We start from the raw sequence: 18,718 nt of genomic DNA on the forward strand, positions 1-18,718 counted from the left end.
CACTCGCGCGGATGCGCGATGGGGAGGGGACGGCCTTGCGGAGCATCGAACGGGAGCCCGGCGCGGACAGCGCGCGGCCGGAGCGGGAGGGAGCCGGCTTTTCCCCGGTCCTGATCGGACTCGGGTTGATGCTGGTCGCCTTCAACCTCCGGCCCGCCCTGTCGAGCGTCGGCCCGCTCCTGCCCGGCATCCGGGCCGAGACCGGCCTCTCGGGCGCGCTGGCCGGCGCGCTGGTGACCCTGCCGGTCCTGTGCCTCGGGGTGTTCGGCCGGCTCGCGCCGCTGCTGGTGCGGCGCATCGGGCCGGATGCCGGGGTGCTGGCGGCCCTGGTGGTGCTGGCTCTTGGCCTGACCTTACGCGGCCTCGGCGGGGTGCCCCTGCTCTTCCTCGGCTCGGTGGTCGCCGCCGCGGCGATCGGGATCGTCGGGGTGATCCTGCCCGGCATCGTCAAGCGCGACTTTCCCGACCGGGCCGGGCTGATGACCGGCCTCTACACGGCTCTGCTCTGCCTCGGCGCCGCCGCCGGGGCCGGCTTCACCGTGCCGGCGCGGCGCGCCCTCGACCTCGGCTGGGACGGGGCCCTGATGCTCTGGGCGGCCCCCGCCCTGGTGGCGGCGGCCGCCTGGCTGCCCTTCGTGCGCGGCCGGCCGCTTCCCTCCGCCTCGGCCGCACGGCCGAGCGGCCGGCTCTGGCGCGACCCGCTGGCCTGGCAGGTCACCGCCTTCATGGGCCTGCAATCGTCGCTCGCCTACATCGTGTTCGGCTGGCTGCCCGCCGCCCTGGTCGACCGGGGCTTCGACCTCGTGACCGCCGGCCTCGTCGCCTCGGTCTCGGCGCTGGCGCAAGGGTTGCTCGCCCTCGTCGTGCCGACGCTCGCCGCGCGCCGGCCCGACCAGCGCCCCTGGGTGGTGCTGGTGATCAGCCTGCCGCTCGTCGGCTTCACCGGACTCCTGCTCGGGCCGCTGGCCCTGGCCTGGGGCTTCGCGCTGCTGCTGGGCCTCGGCCTCGGCGGCTGCTTCGGCCTTGCGCTCACGCTGATCGTGCTGCGGGCCGGCGATCCCCGCGCCGCGGCCGAACTCTCCGCCATGGCGCAGGGCGTCGGCTACTGCTTCGCGGCCCTCGGGCCGTTCCTGGTCGGCATCGTGCACGATCTCAGCGGCGGCTGGGGCCTGCCGGCGGCGCTCTACGCGATCCTGTGCGTCTCGGCGGGAAGTTTTGGGCTGCTCGCCGCGCGGGACCGGACGGTGCGGATCTGAGCGGCGATCCGGAAGCGTTGTGGAGACGCTTCCGCTTCGCTCGTCCCACTCACGACCTCATCCTGGGGGCCGTGAGTGGGAGACACGAGAGAACCAGTCTCCACCTTTCCGTGCGCTGATGCTCGAAGACGGGAGACTGGACCGTCCTGTCAGTTGCGCACCAGCGCTTCGAGCACCTTCGCCCCGGGGCGTCCGGTCTGCGGCATGCCGAGGCGGCGCTCGATGTCCTTGATCGCCTCGCGGGTCTTGGCGCCGACCCGGCCGTCGGGCTCGCCGACGTCGTAGCCGCGGGCGGCCAGCGCGCTCTGGAGGCTGCGGCGCTCGGCGCGCGACAGGGGCGGGTCGTCGGTCGGCCAGGCGGTCTGGACGCCGGCCTTGCCGCGCAGGCGGTCGGACAGGACCGCGATGGCGAGGCCGTAGGATTCGGCGGCGTTGTAGGAGTAGATCGCGTCGAAGTTCCTGGTCACCAGGAAGGCCGGGCCGTTGGCGCCAGCCGGTGCCAGGATGCCGACCGGCCCCTCGGCCGAGAGCGGCCGCCCGTCGAGCCGGGTGACGCCGAGGGAGGCCCAATGCGCCACCGGCTTCTTGTTCTTGCGCCCCGCGGCCGAGACGTTGAAGCCGGAGGGCAGCCGCACCTCGTAGCCCCAGGGCTGGCCGTTGTGCCACTTGGCGACGCGCAGGAAGTTGGCGGTGGAGCCGACCGCGTCCGGCACCGAATCGACCACGTCGCGCCGCCCGTCGCCGTCGAGGTCGACGGCGAGGCGGTGATAGGTGGTCGGCATGAACTGGGTCTGACCGAAGGCGCCGGCCCAGGAGCCGGTCAGACGCTCGGGTGCGATGTCGCCCTTGGCGATGATCTTCAGGGTGGCGATGAGTTCGCTGCGGAAGAACTCGCGCCGGCGGGTGCCGCCGCAGGCCAGCGTCGCGAGCGACTGGACCAGCGGCATTTTGCCGAGATTCTTGCCGAAATTCGATTCGACGCCCCATACCGCCGCGATGGTGTAGCGGTCGACGCCGTAGCGCGACTCGGCCAGGGCGAGGGCGCTCGCGTGCTGGCGCATGGCGGCGCGGCCGTCATCGACGCGCTCGTCGTCGACGAGGGCGGCCATGTAGTCCCAGATCGGGGTCTTGAACTCGGGCTGGGCCTGGGACAGCTCGATCACCTTGTCGTCGAAGGTGATGCCGGCCGTCGCCGCCTGGAACGCCGCCGGCGAGACGCCGGCCGCCGCCGCATCCTGGCCGATCCCGGCGAGGCAGGAGCGGAAATCCGCCAAAGCCGCCTGCGGCAGGCCGATCCCGGCGAGGCAGAGCAGGGTGGCGGCCTTGAGGGTCGCGCGCCGCGTCATGAGCAAGAAGTCTCTCCCGTTTCGCCGATCCAAGCACCGGAATAGGGCGGCATCAGGGTTAAGGAAAACCTGACGGGATCGGCGATCGGAGGGGTTTGGCCGCGGCGAACCGCCCTCCGACCTTGCGGGATTACCGGTCGAGCGTAGCCGTACGCTCCCTGACGGTGCCTTGACGTTACGCCCAGGGCCGCTCGGCGAGCTTCTGCTCGTAGGCATCGATCACCGGCGCCTTCTCGAGGGTCAGGCCGATGTCGTCGAGGCCGTTGATGAGGTTGTGCTTGCGGCCTGGATCGATGTCGAAATGCAGGGTGCCGCCGTCCGGCCCCTTGATGAGCTGGTTCTCGAGGTCGATCGTCAGCGTCGCGTTGGCGCCGCGATTGGCGTCGTCGATGAGCTTTTCCAGGTCCTCAGGGCTCACCGTGATCAGCAGGATGCCGTTCTTGGCGCTGTTGTTGAAGAAGATGTCGGCGAAGCTGGTCGAGATGATGCAGCGGATGCCGAAATCGGCCAAAGCCCACGGGGCGTGCTCGCGCGAGGAGCCGCAGCCGAAATTGTCGCCCGCCACCAGGATCTTGGCGTTGCGATAGGCCGGCTGGTTGAGCACGAAGTCGGGATTCTCCGAGCCGTCGTCGCGGTAGCGCATCTCGGAGAACAGGCCCTTGCCGAGGCCCGTGCGCTTGATCGTCTTGAGGTACTGCTTGGGGATGATGCGGTCGGTGTCGACGTTGACGATCGGCAGCGGCGCCGCGACGCCCTCCAGCACGGTGAACTTTTCCATGATTCGTGTCGTCCGAGCGTCGTTTCGTCCGAAGAGGCGCGCCGCGCGGGGAAAATCCCCGCGCGGCGTCAGTTCGGAGGTGTTCTAGCAAGTCGCCGGTGCGGCGGGAAGCGCGAGCCGCATCACTGCCACGCGGATCGCGTCATCGCGAGCGGGTCGCTACCGCGACCCCGACAGCTCCAGCACGTCGTCGAAGGTCCGCAGGCCCGGACGCGGCGAGTTCACCAGCACCGCCATGTTGCCCGGCGCGTGCTGGTTCTTCCACATCTTGGTGTGGGCCTCCGGGATCTTGTCCCAGGGGAAGAGCTCGCTCATGCAGGGATCGACCCGGCGGTCGATGACGAACTGGTTGGCGGCGGCCGCCTGCTTCAGGTGGGCGAAGTGCGAGCCCTGGATGCGCTTCTGGCGCATCCAGACGTAGCGGGCGTCGAAGGTGATGTTGAAGCCGGTCGTGCCGGCGCAGAACACCACCATGCCGCCGCGCTTCACCACCAGGGCCGAGACCGGGAAGGTCGCTTCGCCCGGGTGCTCGAACACGATGTCGACGTCGTTGCCCTTGCCGGTGATGTCCCAGATCGCCTTGCCGAACTTGCGGGCTTCCTTGGTCCACTCGTTGAACTCGGGCGAGTTGACCTTGGGCAGCTGGCCCCAGCAGTTGAAGTCCTTGCGGTTGATGACGCCCTTGGCGCCCAGGCTCATGACGTAGTCGCGCTTCGACTCGTCGGAGATCACCGCGATGGCGTTGGCGCCGGCGGCGGCGCAGAGCTGCACGCCGAACACGCCGAGGCCGCCCGAGGCGCCCCAGATCAGCACGTTCTGGCCCGGCTTGATCGTGTGCGGCGCGTGGCCGAACAGCATCCGGTAGGCGGTGGCGAGGGTGAGCGTGTAGCAGGCGCTCTCCTCCCAGGTCAGGTGCTTGGGCCGGTGCATCAGCTGGCGCGACTGCACCCGGCAGAACTGGCCGAAGGAGCCGTCCGGGGTCTCGTAACCCCAGATGCGCTGGGTCGGCGAGAACATCGGGTCGCCGCCGTTACACTCCTCGTCGTCGCCGTCGTCCTGGTTGCAGTGGACGATGACCTCGTCGCCGACCTTCCAGCGCCTCACCTTGGCGCCGACCGCCCAGACGATGCCCGAGGCATCCGACCCGGCGACGTGGAAATCGGCCTTGTGGACGTCGAACGGCGAGATCGGCTCGCCCAAGCCCGCCCAGACGCCGTTGTAGTTGACGCCGGCGGCCATCACGAGGACGAGCACCTCGTCGTCGCCGATCGACCAGGTCGGCAGGACCTCGATCTGCATCGAGTCTTCCGGCGGCCCGTGCCGTTCACGCCGGATCGCCCAGGCGTACATCTTCGACGGGACGTGGCCGAGCGGCGGGATCTCGCCAATCTCGTACAGGTCCTTCCGCTCCGGTCCACCCTTAGCAACCGGTTCCACCGCGGCGCTCGCTGCCATCGCGGACCCCTCCCTTGAAATGATGCACTGCACCGTGGATTCTAGCGTCGTTCCAGGGGGCCTCAATAGCCCTTTTGGCGGCGTGGCCTACTTGTGGGCTTTACGTCAAGGATGACGGTTAAGCCGGGTGCGGTTACCATCCCGCGCCGCAGCGGGCCTCCGGCCCCGCGGGCAGCCGGACAAGGAAGGGCGAGGGCGCAAATGGGCGAACCGGACGTCAAGCGGGACAAGCCGTGGATCATCCGCACCTATGCGGGCCACTCGACGGCGGCGGAATCGAACGCGCTCTACCGCGGCAACCTCGCCAAGGGGCAGACCGGCCTCTCGGTCGCCTTCGACCTGCCGACCCAGACCGGCTACGACCCCGACCACGAGCTCGCCCGCGGCGAGGTCGGCAAGGTCGGCGTCTCGATCGCCCATCTCGGCGACATGCGGACCCTGTTCCAGGACATCCCGCTCGCCCAGATGAACACCTCGATGACGATCAACGCCACGGCGCCCTGGCTGCTGGCCTTGTATCTCGCAGTGGCGGAAGAGCAGGGCGCGCCGTTCTCGGCGCTGCAAGGCACGACGCAGAACGACATCATCAAGGAATACCTGTCGCGGGGCACCTACGTCTTCCCGCCGGGGCCGTCGCTGCGGCTCACCAAGGACGTGATCCTGTTCACGACGAGCCAGGTTCCGAAATGGAACCCGATGAACGTCTGCTCCTACCACCTGCAGGAGGCCGGGGCGACGCCGGTCCAGGAACTGTCCTACGCGCTCGCGGTCGCCATCGCGGTGCTCGACACGGTGCGGGACGACCCCGCCTTCGACGAGGCGAGCTTCGCCGACGTGGTCGGGCGCATCTCGTTCTTCGTGAATGCGGGGATGCGCTTCGTCACCGAGATCTGCAAGATGCGGGCGTTCTGCGATCTCTGGGACGAGATCACCCGCGACCGCTACGGCATCGACGATCCAAGGAAGCGCATCTTCCGCTACGGCGTCCAGGTGAATTCCTTGGGGCTCACCGAGCAGCAGCCGGAGAACAACGTCCACCGCATCCTGATCGAGATGCTGGCCGTCACCCTGTCGAAGCGGGCGCGGGCCCGCGCGGTGCAGCTGCCGGCCTGGAACGAGGCGCTCGGCCTGCCGCGCCCGTGGGACCAGCAATGGTCGATGCGGATGCAGCAGATCCTCGCCTTCGAGACCGACCTGCTCGAATACGACGACATCTTCGACGGCTCGACCGCCATCGACGCCAAGGTCGAGGCGCTGAAGGCCGAGACCCGGGCGGAGCTGGCCCGGATCGGCGGGCTCGGCGGCGCGGTGACGGCGATCGAGACCGGCCTGATGAAGCGGGCGCTGGTCGAGTCGAACGCCAAGCGCATCGCGGCGATCGAGCGCGGCGAGCAGGTCGTGGTCGGCGTCAACAAGTTCCAGAACGGCGAGCCCTCGCCGCTGACTGCCGGCGACGGGGCGATCTTCACCGTCTCCGAGACGGTCGAGATGGAGGCGCAGACCCGCATCAAGGCCTGGCGCGCGCAGCGTGATTCGGCGGCCGTCGCGGCGGCCCTCGACGAGCTCGAGGCCGCGGCCCGGGAGGGCCGCAACGTGATGCCGGCCTCGATCGCCTGCGCCAAGGCCGGGGTCACCACCGGCGAGTGGGGCGAGCGCCTGCGCCAGGTCTTCGGCGAGTACCGCGCGCCGACCGGCGTGACGCCGGAGACCGTGACCTCGGGGGCGGCCGAGGAGGCGCGCCTGCTCATCGCCGACCTCGGGGAGCGCTTAGGGGAAGCGCCGAAGCTCGTCGTCGGCAAGCCCGGCCTCGACGGCCACTCGAACGGCGCCGAGCAGATCGCGCTCCGCGCCCGCGACGTCGGCTTCGACGTGACCTATGACGGCATCCGCCAGACCCCGGCCGAGATCGTCGCCAAGGCGCGCGAGCGCAACGCCCACATCATCGGCCTGTCGATCCTGTCGGGATCGCACGTGCCGCTGGTGCGCGAGGTCCGGGCCCGCTTGCGCCAGGAAGGCCTCGACCACATCCCGGTCGTCGTCGGCGGCATCATCTCGTCCGAGGACGAGCTGGTGCTGAAGAACATGGGCGTCGCGGCGATCTACACCCCGAAGGACTACGCCCTCGACACGATCATGGTCGGCCTCGCCAAGGTGGTCGAGCGCTCGATCGCCCGGCGCGAGGCGGAGGAGGCGGCGGCGCCGCGGCGGGAAGAGGTGTTCTGAGGGGGCGTTCCGGGGGAGGCGGGCGACTCCCCCGGGGCACTTGCGTCGGACCGGTGCGGGTGATCGTGATCGCTGCGTGATGATCCCGGCAGTGGCTTCAAAGACAGTCTGCCGAGAGTTCGCTCGACTGGCTGCTACGGTTTTCACACCCACAGGGTCATTCCGGGGCCGCGCAGCGGAGCCCGGAATCCAGACACTCAGGTGATGCAGGGCGGAGCGGAACGCTCTCCGCTCGATCCTGAACCATCCGCGGTTCTGGATTCCGGGCTCCGCTGCGCGGCCCCGGAATGACTCGGCGGGTACAAATACTGTCGGGAAAACAAGACCGCGATTCAACGAGAAAGCCCGCCGCTTCATGCACGAAGCGGCGGGCCTTTCCTTTCGTCACCGCATCAGAACCGGTACGTGAAGTTGCCCTTCACCGCATGGTCCTGCGCCCGCTCGCCGGCCTGACCGGTATAGGACACGCCGAGGGATGCCGCCGGGGAGAAGGCCCAATCGATGCCGGCCTGCGCCACCACCGCGTCGCGGTTGATCGGCACGCCGGCGACCAGGAAGCCGGTCTGGCCGGCCCCGAAGGCGAGGAGGGCCTTCACACCACGTCGCCATAGGCCCGGCGCCAGCCGACGAGGCCGGTGAGGGTCACGGGCAGGTCGGCCGAGAGCCGGGTCGAGCCGCGCACCCCCACCGTGGTCGCGGCCAGATCGTTGTCGCGGCCGAGGCCGGAGAGGGCCGCCGGGCCGCCGCGCTCGGCGAAGGCGTCCTGGCCGATGCGGATCGCGGCCGCGCCGACGAAGGGCTCGATCACGGCCGCCCCGAAGGCGACCCGATAGCCGACCTCGCCGAAGACCTGCGCGGTGAGGCCGCCGTAGCGGGCGCTCAGGCCCTGAGCGAAGCCCGGCGCCAGGATGCTGCGCCGGAGCGACAGGCTGTTGCCGCCGGCCACGCCGCCGAAGCGGAGAGCCACAGGCCCGAGGGTCGTGCCGGCATAGAGGCCGCCGAAGCCGCTCTCGATCACGCCGGAGGCGGCGCGGCCGGTGATGTCGAGGCTGGTATTGGTGTAGCCGCCGGCGACGCCGACGCGCCAGCCGCCCGGCAATCCACCGAGATCGAGCCGGGTGTCGGCCCCGAGCACGAAGCCGCTGATCTGCCGCGACAGAGAGGCGGCGTTGCCGTCGCTGCGGCTGCGGCCGAAGGCGCCGAAGCCCTGGCCCCAGACTGCGTAGGGGCGCGGCTCGACCAGTTGCGCCGGCACCTGGACCGGCGGCGCGACCCGGCCCGGCAGGTCGGCGGAATAGGCCGCCGGCAGGCTCGGACTCGAGAGGCCCGGGAACAGGGGAGCGTCGCCGGGATCGCCCCGGCGCAGCCGGTCGAGGATCGCTTCGCGGACGAAGAACGCGGTCTCGAACTGCGCCGTCACCGCGCTGGCATGGACCTCGCCCGACAGGGCCGCGAAGGCGCTGCGGGCCGCCCCCGCATCGGTGTTGACCAGCACGGTCTCGGTGAGCGGGTTCCCGAGGCCTAGGCGCTCGATCGCCCCGCCCGTCGCCGCCTGGTTGCGCGTGGCGCCGATCGACGCGAAGGTCGTGGCGTTGCGCCCGAGGGTCAGGCCGATGCTGTTCGGGTCGTAGTCGAGGCTCGCCCCGATGAAGGTGTAGCCCGGCGTCACGGCGTCGAACCGGCCGGTGACGCCCTGGGCCGCCGACAGGATCGTGGTGCGCTGGCCGAGCAGCCCGCGCAAGGCGCCCGGGCTCAAGGGGGTGCCGGTCCCCTCGGCCGCGACCGTCACGGTGCCGCCGTCGATCCGCGCCGCGCCGATGGCGCTGATGCGGTCGCTCACGCCCGGCGCCACCTCGACGGCGTAGAGCGAGCCTTGGGCAAAGCTGATAGTGCCGGCGACGTTCAGGGTGCCGATGCTGTTGCCTGGCGCCGCCGTGCCGCCGGCGCGGACGGCGAGCCCGCCGAGGGTGCCGGTGCCGCCCAGCGTGCCGCCGGCATTGACGGTGGCGACCGAGGTGATCGAGCCGTTGACGGCGAGGAGCCCGCCATTGACCTCCGTCGCGCCCGTATAGGTGTTGGCGCCGGTGAGGATCAGCGCGCCGTTCCCGGCCTTGGTCAGCCCGCCCTGGTAGATGCGGGTGAGGAAGGCCTGGTCGCGGGCCTCGCGGTAGGTGTACTCGATCTGCTGATCGGACGTCGCGCCGGCCGGCAGGCCGTTGCCCCAGCCGCGGGCGGCCTTGTCCTGCAGCCAGGTCGCGTGCTCGGCGGAGTCCTCCACCTGCCGCTGGCGGAGGGCTGCATCCGAGATGTCGTTCGACCAGGTGTCGACCGTGCCGCCGGGCAGGGCGGCGGTGAAGCGGCCGAGGAACTGGCCCGGGCCGTTCATCGCCCGGCCAAGGTCGATCTTGCCCCAGCCGAAGGTATCGTTCGGCCGGTCGGCCGGACCGCTGCCGAGATGGGTCGCGGTGGTGAGCAGCACGTCGCGCGCCTGCTCGTTGGTCATGTAGGGGAAGCGCTCCATCACCAGCGCTAGCGCGCCGGTGACGTGCGGCGCCGACATCGAGGTGCCGCTCTTAGTTCCGTAGCCGGCCACGCCCGTGGTCGAGGTGACGGTGCTGAAGATATTGCGGCCGGGCGCGGCGACGCACCAGTACTTGGCCAGCCCGCAGCGGTTGAATGCCGTGCCGTCGTCGATGGTCAGGCCCGAGGCGGCGATCCAGCGCGATTCGAGGTCGGGCTCGAAATAGGGCAGGGCGGCCCGCACCGTCGGGTTGTTCACCCCGGCATTGCCGGCGGCGAAGACCATGATCGTACCGTATTGCCGGGTGGTCTCGGCCACCGCGTCGAGCCAGTCGGGCCGGCCCTGGAACTTGGCGTAGCCGGCGGCGACCCCGGCGACGGTGTTGTAATTCTCGGAGGGCGGCGGGCTGCCCCAGGACGAGTTGATCGCCCGCGCGCCGGAGGCCGCCAGGTTGCCGTAGGCGGCCTTGAAGTAGGTGTAGTCCTGGTTGGCGCCGTAGATCGACGAATCGGTGGCGTTGGTGTTGGTGGCGAGCAGGGTTGCCCCGAAGGCGACGCCGTGCATCCCGGTGCCGTCGCGGCGCGCCACGATGGTGCCGTCGACATGGGTGCCGTGGTCGTCGTTGGTGCCGCGGATCCAGGTGCCCGGCACCGAGAACGGGGTACCGGCCGAGAACAGGTCGCTGCGCACGCCCGCGGCGGTCTCGTAGCGGTAGCCGTTCGCCAGGTAGGTGCCCTGGACGGTCAGCGGCGTCACCTGCCCGGCAAATTCCGGATGGGTGGCGAGGAAGCCGGAATCGACCGAGCCGACCACGACGCCGCGGCCGGTGACGCCACGGGCATAGGCCTGGTCGGCCCGCATCGAGGTCAGGCCCCAGTCGGCGAGATATTCCGGCGTCCGCCAGCTCGCGGCGTCGCCGGCGCGCCCCGGATCCTGATAGCCGGTCGACTGTGCCAAAGCTGCGTAAGAGATCGTCGAGCAGAGGAGCGAGATCAGGCCGCGCGCGGCCATCACCTTGCGTCTCGACATTGTCTGGACTTGCATCACGTTGCCTCGATTTGGCCGCGGTCTTTTCAGACTTCTTCTTCGGGGACGACGCGCCTGGGCGCCGACAACAATGCTAGCCGCGAAAAAGCCCGATTGGGGCCGCGGATGTTTCGCAATCGTGTATTTCCCGCGCGCCGTGGCAGAAACGTCACGGAACCGGCACGCCCCGGAGCCGCCGGCGGGAACCGATACTCCTTGGGGGCATTGAGCCGGGCAGTCCCGACGCGAGGTGCCGGCATGACCCAGCAGATCCCGATCGGCCCCGATTCGGTCTCCGACGAGCCCGCCGGCCCGGACGGCACCCACGGCCTGCGCCCGGACCTCGCCTACCAGCGCCACGTCCTCGTCAACGTCGCGTATCTCGGCGCGCCCGGCGCCGGCGACCGCGGCTGGGTGCTGGTCGATGCCGGGATCATGGGCTCGCGCGGCGCCATCGAAGCGGCCGCGGCGGCGCGGTTCGGTGCGGGGGCCCGGCCGGCGGCGATCGTCCTCACCCACGGCCATTTCGACCATGTCGGGGTGCTGGAGGATCTCGCCGAGGCCTGGGACGTCCCGGTCTGGGCCCATCCCCTGGAGCGCCCCTATCTCGACGGCTGCGCCGCCTATCCGGCCCCGGATCCGAGCGTCGGCGGCGGTCTCGTCGCCCGGCTCTCGCCGCTGTTCCCGACGAAGCCGGTCGATGTCGGCGCCCGCCTGCGCCTGCTGCCGGAGGATGGCGGCGTGCCGCCGCTGCCGGGCTGGCGCTGGATCCACACCCCGGGTCATGCCCCCGGCCACGTCTCGCTCTGGCGCGCCGCCGACCGGACGCTGATCGCTGGCGACGCCTTCGTCACGACGGCGCAGGAATCGGTCTACGCCGTCGCTACCCAGGCGCCCGAGATGCACGGCCCGCCGCGCTACCTCACCACCGACTGGGACGCCGCCGGGCGCTCGGTCGCGGCGCTGGCGCAGCTCGAGCCCGAGCTGGCGCTCACCGGCCACGGCCGGCCCCTGCACGGCCCGGGCCTGCGCCAGGCCCTGCACGACCTCGCCCGCGACTTCGCGGCGGTGGCGGTGCCGGAGACGGGGCGCTACGTCGAGGCGCCGGTACGCGCCGGCGACCCAGAGGCGACGCGGACCCCCTGAGCGTCGCTCTCCCCGTTATTCACATCGCCCGAGTCAGGCGCGAACGCAGCTTGACCAGGACGGCCTCGCCGTGGCTTGTTCACGTTATGTTCTAACGTGAGTCGGCGGCGCCGGCTTCGTGCAGCGGCGAGCCAGACCCATGAATCACGAGCCGGCGGAACGACGGGATGGGCGGGCGCCCGGCGTCGAGACGATCGCCGTCGCCTATCTCACCGCCGCCGGGGGCGATGCGGGCCTCGCTCTGCGCCGGGCGATCGCCGACGCGCTCGCGGATCTCGGCGAGGCGGAGCGGCGGACGCGCCAGAGGGACCGGCTGATCTCCCGCGGCTACGTGCGGGCGGGGCCGGGCGGGGAGGCGAGCTGGCCGTGAGGGCGCCCACCTGAACCCTCCCCCCTCTGCGGGGGAGGGTGGCCCGCGGAGCGGGCCGGGAGAGGGGCGGCGCGACGCTGATCCAGGGGGCGCCCGTCAGAATCGTCGCGACATCTCCGGAAGCGGGTTCCCCTCTCCCGCCCCACTCCGTGGGGCACCCTCCCCCGCAGAGGGGGGAGGGGTCAAGCGTCGCGCTTCACCTCGACATCCTCTCCCCACACGACCCACCGCGCAGCGTGCGCGCCGGCACATCGAGCACGCCCTCACCGACCCTAAAGCTTCACCACCAGCCGGGACGTCCGCCATGTCGATCCAGACCATCCATCACGACGTCGTCCGCTACGACATCCGCCGCGACCGTGCCGGCTGGACGGTCTACGACGTCCGCTCCGGCGCCATCGCGGTGATCGACGAGGTGCTGCAGGTCGGCCTCGCCATGGACGAGGCCGACGCCGTGGCGGACGCGCTCAGCACGGACCTGCCGTCCGCTCCGCTCGCCGGGATGATGCCCCGCTACGCCTGGTTCCAGGATCCGGCGCGGCCCTGAGCCGTCAGGCCCGGAAGCCCTCGAACACCATCTGGTCGGCATGCGCCCGCGCGAGCCGCACCTGCGCCTCGTTGCGCACGGTCCAGGTCATCACCGGCATGCGGCCGAGCAGGCGGCAGAGATGGGTCGCGGCGTTCGGCAGGTCGTCGACGCGCCAGGACAGGAAGTCCGGCCGGCTCTCGGAAAAGTGCAGCAGGTGCGCCAGCCCGTGCCGCTGCGCCTCGGTCAGGGAGGCGTAGGCCGGGTCGTCGTGCCGGCTCTCCGCCACGATGCCGCGCGGGATGCCGGGCGCGAGATCGGCGAGCGCCCCGACGATGGCGGGATCGAACGACTTCAGCGCCACCGGGCCGCCATCGGCGGCAACATGCGCTGCGACGATCTCCGCGGTGCGCCGGGCGAGCGCCAGGTCGCCGTCGAACCGGGTCTTCACCTCGACGACGAGCGGCGTGCGGCCGGCGATTTTCTTCAGGAACTCCGCTAGGGTGGGCACGCGCTCGACGCTGCCGAGCACCGTCAGTTCCCTGAGATCGGCGGCGTCGCGCTCGCGAACGAGGCCCTCGGCCCCGGTGAGCCGGCCGAGACCGGCATCGTGAAAGACCATCGCCTCGCCGTCACGGCTGAGCTGCACGTCGCATTCGATCGCGTAGCCGCCGGTGATCGCAGCCTCGGCCGCCGCGATCGTGTTCTCGGGAATGCCGGCGTTGCGGTCGTGCAGGCCGCGATGGGCGATCGGGCGGGCGGTCAGCCAGTCGGGGGCGAGGCGGTCTGTCATCGGTCGCAGCCTGTCTGATGGGTATGGGCGTTCGATCCCACCCGCACCCTCATCCTGAGGTGCTGCTGCGTGCAGCAGCCTCGAAGGAGGCCTCCAGAGATCTGGATATCTCCTTCGAGGTCGATCGATCCTCGATCGACTGACGCCTCAGGATGAGGTCGCTGATCGGAATAAAGTGAGACGCTGCTCGGTCCCGTCTCAGCGGATCTCGAACATACCCTCGACCTCGACCACGGCGTCGAGCGGCAGCTCGGCGACGCCGATCGTCGAGCGGGCGTGGCGGCCGCGCTCGCCCAGCACCTGCACCATCAGGTCGGAGGCGCCGTTCATCACGCCCGCCACCGCCGAGAAGCCCGGCGCCGTGTTGATGAAGCCGCCGAGCCGCAGGCAGGCCACCACCGCGTCGTCGAGGTTGCCGGCCGCGGCGCGCAGCTGGGCCAGCACGTTGAGGGCGCAGTGCCGCGCGGCCTCGGCCGCCGCCTCCGGCGAGACCTGGGCCCCGACCTTGCCCTTGTGGGCCGGGTCGATCTGGCCTTGCGCGTTGAAGGGCAGCTGGCCCGAGATCACCACCAGGTTGCCGCTGCGCTGGAAGCCGACGTAGTTCGCCACGGGTGCCGCGGCCGGCGGCAGGGTGAGGCCGAGCTCCTTCAGGCGGTCGAGGGTCGCGCTCATCTGTCTGGTCTCCCACCAGGCCCGCCCCGGGGCGTCGAAGGGGCATCGATCCGCCGGGCATGCCGGGCCGGTCCGTCGTCCCGCGGCGCCCCCGCCGCGGCGCGGCCGGGACCGGCCGCCCGAGGGTCTGTGCCCGGAAGGAAGTCCCGCCGCAACCCCGGGCGAGGTGACCTCGCGCCGTCATCTCGGCGTCATCTTCATGGCGCGACGTTGACACAGCGCGCTCGTTCCATAGTATCCGCGCGCGCCGCCCTTCGAGGCGGCGCTTTGTTTTCCGGTCGACCGACTCACTCGACCGCGACGGAGACGAGATCGTGACCTCCTCGCTGCTGCCGACCTACGCCCGGGCCAAGGTGTCCTTCGAGCGCGGTGAGGGCGCTTGGCTCATCGCCCGAGACGGCTCGCGATACCTCGATTTCGGCGCCGGCATCGCGGTCAACTCGGTCGGCCACGGCCATCCGCACCTCGTCGCCGCGCTGACCGAGCAGGCCCAGAAGGTCTGGCACGTCTCGAATCTGTTCGAGGTGCCGGAGGCCGAGCGGCTGGCCCAGCGGCTGACCGAGGCGAGCTTTGCCGACGTGGTGTTCTTCGCCAATTCCGGTGCCGAGGCCAACGAGGCCTGCATCAAGATGGCGCGCAAGTACCACGCCGCCGGCGGCCACCCGGAGCGCTACCGGATCATCACCTTCGAGGGCGCCTTCCACGGCCGCACGCTCGCCACCATCGCGGCCGGCGGCCAGCAGAAGTACATCGACGGCTTCGGCCCGAAGGTCGACGGGTTCGACCAAGTGCCGTTCGGCGACCTGGAGGCCCTTAAAAGCGCCATCACGCCCGAGACCGCCGCCCTGATGATCGAGCCGATCCAGGGCGAGGGCGGCCTGCGCGTCGTCTCGCACGAGTGGCTGCGCACCCTGCGCGGCCTGTGCGACGAGCACGGCCTCCTGCTGATCATGGACGAGGTCCAGACCGGCATCGGCCGCACCGGCAAGCTCTTCGCCCACGAGTGGTCCGGCGTGACGCCGGACATCCTGTCCTCGGCCAAGGGCATCGGCGGCGGCTTCCCGATGGGCGCCTGCCTCGCCACAAGCGAGGCGGCCCGCGGCATGGTGGTGGGCACCCACGGCACCACCTTCGGCGGCAACCCGCTCGCCATGGCGGTGGGCAACGCCGTGCTCGACATCATCCTGGCCCCGGGCTTCCTGGAGCACGTGCGCCAGACCGGCCTGCTCCTGAAGCAGCGCCTCGCCTCCCTCAAGGACCGTCATCCCGACATCGTCGACGAGATCCGCGGCGAGGGCCTGATGATGGGCCTGCGCCTCGTGGTCACCAACACCGACTTCGCCGCCGCCGCGCGGGACGAGCACCTCCTGGTGATCCCGGCCGGCGACAACGTCGTACGCCTGCTGCCGCCGCTGATCATCGGCGAAGCCGAGGTGGGGGCGGCCCTGGACAAGCTGGAGGCGGCCTGCGCCGCCATGGAAACGAGGGGCCGGAGGGCCGCAGAGTGATGAACGCGCCCGTGAAGATCGCGCCGGCCCCCCGGCACTTCCTCGACCTGACCGACTTTTCCGGGCCCGAGCTGCGCACGGTGCTCGACGCCTGCGCCGAGCTGAAGCGGCGCCGCCGCAAGGGCGAGCCGCCGGCCGAGCGGCCGCTCGCCGGCAAGTTCCTCGGCATGGTGTTCGACAAGCCCTCGACCCGCACCCGCGTCTCGTTCGACGTGGCGATGCGGGAGCTCGGCGGCGAGACCCTGATGCTCACCGGCCGGGAGATGCAGCTAGGCCGCGGCGAGACCGTCGCCGACACCGCCCGGGTCCTGTCGCGCTACCTCGACGCGATCATGATCCGCATCCTCGACCACGGCATGATGCTGGAACTGGCGGAATACGCGTCGATCCCGGTCATCAACGGCCTGACGAAGGACTCGCATCCGTGCCAGATCATGGCCGACGTGATGACCTTCGAGGAGCATCGCGGCCCCATCAAGGGCCGCACCGTCGCCTGGTCGGGGGATTCCAACAACGTGCTGGCCTCCTGGGCCCACGCCGCGGCCCGGTTCGACTTCAAGCTCAACGTCGCCTGCCCGCCGGAGCTGCCGGTGCCGGAGAGCCTGATCGCCCGCGCCAAGGCCGAGGGCGCGGAGCTGAAGGTCACCGCCGACCCGTTCGAGGCGGTGGCGGGAGCCGACGCGGTCGTGACCGATTGCTGGGTCTCGATGGGCGACGAGGACGAGGCGCACCGCCACAACCTGCTGATGCCCTACCAGGTCAACGGCCGGCTGATGGGGGCCGCCGCCAAGGACGCGGTGTTCATGCACTGCCTGCCGGCCCATCGCGGCGAGGAGGTCACCGCGGACGTGATCGACGGGCCGCAATCGGTGGTGTTCGACGAGGCCGAGAACCGGCTCCACGCCCAGAAGGGCATCCTGGCCTGGTGCCTCGGCGCCGTCGCCTGACGAGCTGTTTCTGACCCGACGACGAGACTGATACCCTCGACGGTCATCCCGGGGCTCGCTGCAAGCGAGAACCCGGGATCCATAACCGCTGACGCTTCGGAAATGGTCGGAACGCGCCCGCCTTGTCCGGCACCATCCGCGGTTATGGATTCCGGGTTCCGCTGCGCGGCCCCGGAATGACACGGAGGGTTTGGTACCCGTCGGGTTCGATCGAGCCGACTCCGATACTCCGATCCGAGCGGTAACCCCTTCGAAAACATCGCTCCGGCTCCCATATGCCGGGATACGCCGGTCTCTCGCCGCGGCATCTCCCGCCTCCGCTCTGTCTGCTTGCTTCTCGTGACGGCATGCGCTGCGGCTCGTGCGGAAGGCGCCCCGCTGGGAGACCTTCTTCCTGCACGAGTGCCGGACCCTCGTCGGACCGGCGGCGGTGAGAGCATGTCCGACACGACCACTTCCCAGAATCCCGACGGCCGCGACGACGCGATCCTGCCTTTCGCGGTCGAGCCCCTCGACGTGCGCGGCCGCGTCGTGCGCCTCGGCCCCTCGGTCGACACCATCCTGCGCCGGCACGGCTATCCCGACACCGTCGCGCGGCTCCTCGGCGAGGCCGCGGCGCTGACCGTGCTGCTCGGCTCCTCGCTCAAGTTCGAGGGCCGGTTCCAGCTCCAGACCAAGTCCGACGGACCGGTCGAGATGGTGGTGGTGGATTTCGAGGCGCCCGACCGGGTGCGCGCCACCGCTCGCTTCGATGCCGGGCGCGTCGCCGCGGCCGGTCCCCGGGCCGGCACCGCCCAGCTGCTGGGCCACGGCCATCTCGCCATGACCATCGACCAGGGCTCGGCCCAGAGCCGCTACCAGGGCGTGGTGGCGCTCGAGGGCCAGGGCTTCGAGGAGGCGGCGCACCAGTATTTCCGGCAGTCGGAGCAGATCCCGACCCGGGTCCGCCTCGCCGTCGCCGAGCAGGTCGAGGGCGGGGGAGAGGGGCCCGGGAATTCCTGGCGCTCCGGCGGCCTGCTGGTGCAGTTCCTGCCCCACTCGCCCGACCGTGCCCGCCTCGCCGACCTGCCGCCCGGCGACTTGCCGGAGGGGCACGCGCTGCTCGACGACAGCCGGACCCAGGAGGACGATGCCTGGGTCGAGGCGAAGTCGCTGATCGCCACGATCGAGGATCACGAACTGGTCGATCCGACCGTGTCGAGCGAGCGCCTGCTCTACCGCCTGTTCCACGAGCGCGGCGTGCGGGTGTTCGAGGCGCAGGGGGTGCACGAGGCCTGTCGCTGCTCGCGCGAGCGGGTGATGGGGATGGTGCGCAACTTCTCGCCCGAGGAGCGCCGCGACATCGTCGGCGAGGACGGCCGCATCGGCATCACCTGCGAGTTCTGCTCGCGGCACTACGACCTCGACCCGGCCGAGGTGGAGGCCGAGATCGCCCGCGATCAGGAAGCCGGCCAGCAGGGCTGAGTTCCGGGCCTTCCGCTGGGAAAGCGGGTGCGGGAGGGAACCTTTCGCACCGCAACCGACTCATCATGCGCCCGAGCGTGTCGGGCGCACGAAGTCGGAGCCCACGATGTCTCGCCCCTTCCTCGCCGCCGCGTTCCTCCTCGTCGCCGGCGCCAGCGCCGGCCTGGCGCAGGATGCGAGCGGTCCCAAACCCGTGCCGGGCGCCCCCGCCACCCTCGCCAACGACCTGCGGCCGACCTTCGTCGCGCAGGAGCCGAGCGATCTCATGGCCTCGAAGATGATCGGCCAGAGCATCGTGAACGGCGCCAACGAGACGATCGGCTCGGTGGCCGACATCGTGCTCGGGCCGGATCTGGCCGTGAAGTCCTACGTCGTCGGCGTCGGCGGCTTCCTCGGGCTGGGCACCAAGTACGTCTCGGTCGCCAAGGAAGCGCTGCAGGTCTCCCGCGTCGACGACAAGACGCTGAAGGCGGTGATCAACACCGACAAGGACCAGCTGCGCGCCGCACCGGAATACGTCTATCTCGGCCAGCAGCCCGCCAAGGCGGATGCGGCCAAGACGGACGCGAGCAAGACGGACGCCCAGAAGTCCGACGTCCCGGCCGCCACCGGCACCACCGCGACCCAGCCGGCGCAGCAGTAGAGCCCGAGCTTGGCGGGACGGCATCGTGCGTGGCACGCTGCCGT

The 18,718-nt window shown here is 70.9% G+C and carries 16 protein-coding genes; 9 read left to right on the forward strand and 7 right to left on the reverse strand.

The features are described 5' to 3' along the window. Positions 1-35: 35 nt before the first annotated feature. Positions 36-1,256, forward strand: a complete 1,221-nt coding sequence (locus BM430_RS14025) for an MFS transporter (protein ID WP_244539493.1) — start codon at positions 36-38, stop codon at positions 1,254-1,256. 149 nt (positions 1,257-1,405) lie between these two features. Here BM430_RS14025 and BM430_RS14030 read toward each other — a convergent pair whose 3' ends face one another. From BM430_RS14030 to ccrA, 3 genes are all read right to left on the reverse strand, one after another. Next, positions 1,406-2,602 carry a lytic murein transglycosylase gene (locus tag BM430_RS14030; protein ID WP_093567879.1) on the reverse strand — a complete coding sequence of 399 codons (1,197 nt, stop codon included), beginning with the start codon at positions 2,600-2,602 and terminating at the stop codon, positions 1,406-1,408. A gap of 175 nt (positions 2,603-2,777) precedes the next feature. Continuing rightward, positions 2,778-3,380: a 3-isopropylmalate dehydratase small subunit gene (gene leuD / locus BM430_RS14035; protein WP_093567880.1), complete on the reverse strand. Its 603-nt coding sequence runs from the start codon at positions 3,378-3,380 to the stop codon at positions 2,778-2,780. 159 nt (positions 3,381-3,539) lie between these two features. Beyond that, entirely contained in the window at positions 3,540-4,835 is a 1,296-nt protein-coding gene (ccrA, locus tag BM430_RS14040) for a crotonyl-CoA carboxylase/reductase (RefSeq protein ID WP_093567881.1), read from the reverse strand. Between the two features lie 201 nt (positions 4,836-5,036). Here ccrA and BM430_RS14045 point away from each other — a divergent pair, with 201 nt between their 5' ends. Continuing rightward, positions 5,037-7,058, forward strand: coding sequence for a protein meaA (locus BM430_RS14045; RefSeq protein WP_093567882.1), 2,022 nt, complete (start codon positions 5,037-5,039; stop codon positions 7,056-7,058). Between the two features lie 392 nt (positions 7,059-7,450). Here the strand turns inward: BM430_RS14045 and BM430_RS14050 are convergent, their stop codons facing one another. Together BM430_RS14050 and BM430_RS35035 are read right to left on the reverse strand one after the other, a co-directional pair. Further along, the gene (locus tag BM430_RS14050) at positions 7,451-7,654 is read right to left on the reverse strand and encodes an autotransporter outer membrane beta-barrel domain-containing protein (protein WP_093567883.1); all 204 of its coding nucleotides are present in this window, start codon (positions 7,652-7,654) and stop codon (positions 7,451-7,453) included. Beyond that, complete coding sequence (locus BM430_RS35035; protein ID WP_093567884.1) at positions 7,651-10,623, reverse strand: autotransporter serine protease; 2,973 nt, start codon at positions 10,621-10,623, stop codon at positions 7,651-7,653. Before BM430_RS35035 ends, BM430_RS14050 begins: the two co-directional genes overlap by 4 nt. A gap of 240 nt (positions 10,624-10,863) precedes the next feature. On the opposite strand from BM430_RS35035, the gene BM430_RS14060 reads away from it, so the two are divergent. From BM430_RS14060 to BM430_RS14070, 3 genes are all read left to right on the forward strand, one after another. Further along, positions 10,864-11,751 (forward strand): MBL fold metallo-hydrolase, encoded by an 888-nt coding sequence (locus tag BM430_RS14060; protein ID WP_093567885.1) that lies wholly within the window; start codon positions 10,864-10,866, stop codon positions 11,749-11,751. A 139-nt stretch (positions 11,752-11,890) separates the two neighbouring features. Beyond that, on the forward strand, positions 11,891-12,121 hold the full coding sequence (locus BM430_RS14065) for a hypothetical protein (RefSeq protein ID WP_093567886.1): 231 nt from the start codon (positions 11,891-11,893) through the stop codon (positions 12,119-12,121). A gap of 304 nt (positions 12,122-12,425) precedes the next feature. Beyond that, entirely contained in the window at positions 12,426-12,668 is a 243-nt protein-coding gene (locus BM430_RS14070; protein WP_093567887.1) for a hypothetical protein, read from the forward strand. Between the two features lie 4 nt (positions 12,669-12,672). On the opposite strand, the gene BM430_RS14075 is transcribed toward BM430_RS14070, so the two are convergent. Both BM430_RS14075 and BM430_RS14080 read right to left on the reverse strand, forming a co-directional pair. Continuing rightward, positions 12,673-13,440, reverse strand: a complete 768-nt coding sequence (locus BM430_RS14075) for a glycerophosphodiester phosphodiesterase family protein (protein ID WP_093567888.1) — start codon at positions 13,438-13,440, stop codon at positions 12,673-12,675. A gap of 198 nt (positions 13,441-13,638) precedes the next feature. Beyond that, positions 13,639-14,112: a RidA family protein gene (locus BM430_RS14080; RefSeq protein ID WP_093567889.1), complete on the reverse strand. Its 474-nt coding sequence runs from the start codon at positions 14,110-14,112 to the stop codon at positions 13,639-13,641. 314 nt (positions 14,113-14,426) lie between these two features. Here BM430_RS14080 and BM430_RS14085 point away from each other — a divergent pair, with 314 nt between their 5' ends. From BM430_RS14085 to BM430_RS14100, 4 genes are all read left to right on the forward strand, one after another. Further along, positions 14,427-15,620 carry an aspartate aminotransferase family protein gene (locus BM430_RS14085; protein WP_093567890.1) on the forward strand — a complete coding sequence of 398 codons (1,194 nt, stop codon included), beginning with the start codon at positions 14,427-14,429 and terminating at the stop codon, positions 15,618-15,620. Beyond that, positions 15,620-16,567 carry an ornithine carbamoyltransferase gene (gene argF, locus BM430_RS14090; protein ID WP_093567891.1) on the forward strand — a complete coding sequence of 316 codons (948 nt, stop codon included), beginning with the start codon at positions 15,620-15,622 and terminating at the stop codon, positions 16,565-16,567. The genes BM430_RS14085 and argF overlap by 1 nt, the downstream gene beginning before the upstream one ends. A 438-nt stretch (positions 16,568-17,005) precedes the next feature. Continuing rightward, positions 17,006-18,031, forward strand: a complete 1,026-nt coding sequence (locus tag BM430_RS14095; protein WP_093567892.1) for an Hsp33 family molecular chaperone — start codon at positions 17,006-17,008, stop codon at positions 18,029-18,031. A gap of 106 nt (positions 18,032-18,137) precedes the next feature. Continuing rightward, positions 18,138-18,674 carry a PRC-barrel domain-containing protein gene (locus BM430_RS14100; protein WP_093567893.1) on the forward strand — a complete coding sequence of 179 codons (537 nt, stop codon included), beginning with the start codon at positions 18,138-18,140 and terminating at the stop codon, positions 18,672-18,674. Positions 18,675-18,718 lie beyond the last annotated feature (44 nt).

Source organism: Methylobacterium sp. 174MFSha1.1, assembly GCF_900116815.1.
Taxonomy (GTDB): Bacteria; Pseudomonadota; Alphaproteobacteria; order Rhizobiales; family Beijerinckiaceae; genus Methylobacterium.

Excerpts from the sequence above, each read along its gene's own strand:
- BM430_RS14030 (WP_093567879.1), bottom strand. The coding sequence starts at position 2,602 with ATGACGCGGCGCGCGACCCTCAAGGCCGCCACCCTGCTCTGCCTCGCC.
- leuD (WP_093567880.1), bottom strand. The coding sequence starts at position 3,380 with ATGGAAAAGTTCACCGTGCTGGAGGGCGTCGCGGCGCCGCTGCCGATC.
- ccrA (WP_093567881.1), bottom strand. The coding sequence starts at position 4,835 with ATGGCAGCGAGCGCCGCGGTGGAACCGGTTGCTAAGGGTGGACCGGAG.
- BM430_RS14045 (WP_093567882.1), top strand. The coding sequence starts at position 5,037 with ATGGGCGAACCGGACGTCAAGCGGGACAAGCCGTGGATCATCCGCACC.
- BM430_RS35035 (WP_093567884.1), bottom strand. The coding sequence starts at position 10,623 with ATGCAAGTCCAGACAATGTCGAGACGCAAGGTGATGGCCGCGCGCGGC.
- BM430_RS14060 (WP_093567885.1), top strand. The coding sequence starts at position 10,864 with ATGACCCAGCAGATCCCGATCGGCCCCGATTCGGTCTCCGACGAGCCC.
- BM430_RS14065 (WP_093567886.1), top strand. The coding sequence starts at position 11,891 with ATGAATCACGAGCCGGCGGAACGACGGGATGGGCGGGCGCCCGGCGTC.
- BM430_RS14070 (WP_093567887.1), top strand. The coding sequence starts at position 12,426 with ATGTCGATCCAGACCATCCATCACGACGTCGTCCGCTACGACATCCGC.
- BM430_RS14075 (WP_093567888.1), bottom strand. The coding sequence starts at position 13,440 with ATGACAGACCGCCTCGCCCCCGACTGGCTGACCGCCCGCCCGATCGCC.
- BM430_RS14080 (WP_093567889.1), bottom strand. The coding sequence starts at position 14,112 with ATGAGCGCGACCCTCGACCGCCTGAAGGAGCTCGGCCTCACCCTGCCG.
- argF (WP_093567891.1), top strand. The coding sequence starts at position 15,620 with ATGAACGCGCCCGTGAAGATCGCGCCGGCCCCCCGGCACTTCCTCGAC.
- BM430_RS14095 (WP_093567892.1), top strand. The coding sequence starts at position 17,006 with ATGTCCGACACGACCACTTCCCAGAATCCCGACGGCCGCGACGACGCG.
- BM430_RS14100 (WP_093567893.1), top strand. The coding sequence starts at position 18,138 with ATGTCTCGCCCCTTCCTCGCCGCCGCGTTCCTCCTCGTCGCCGGCGCC.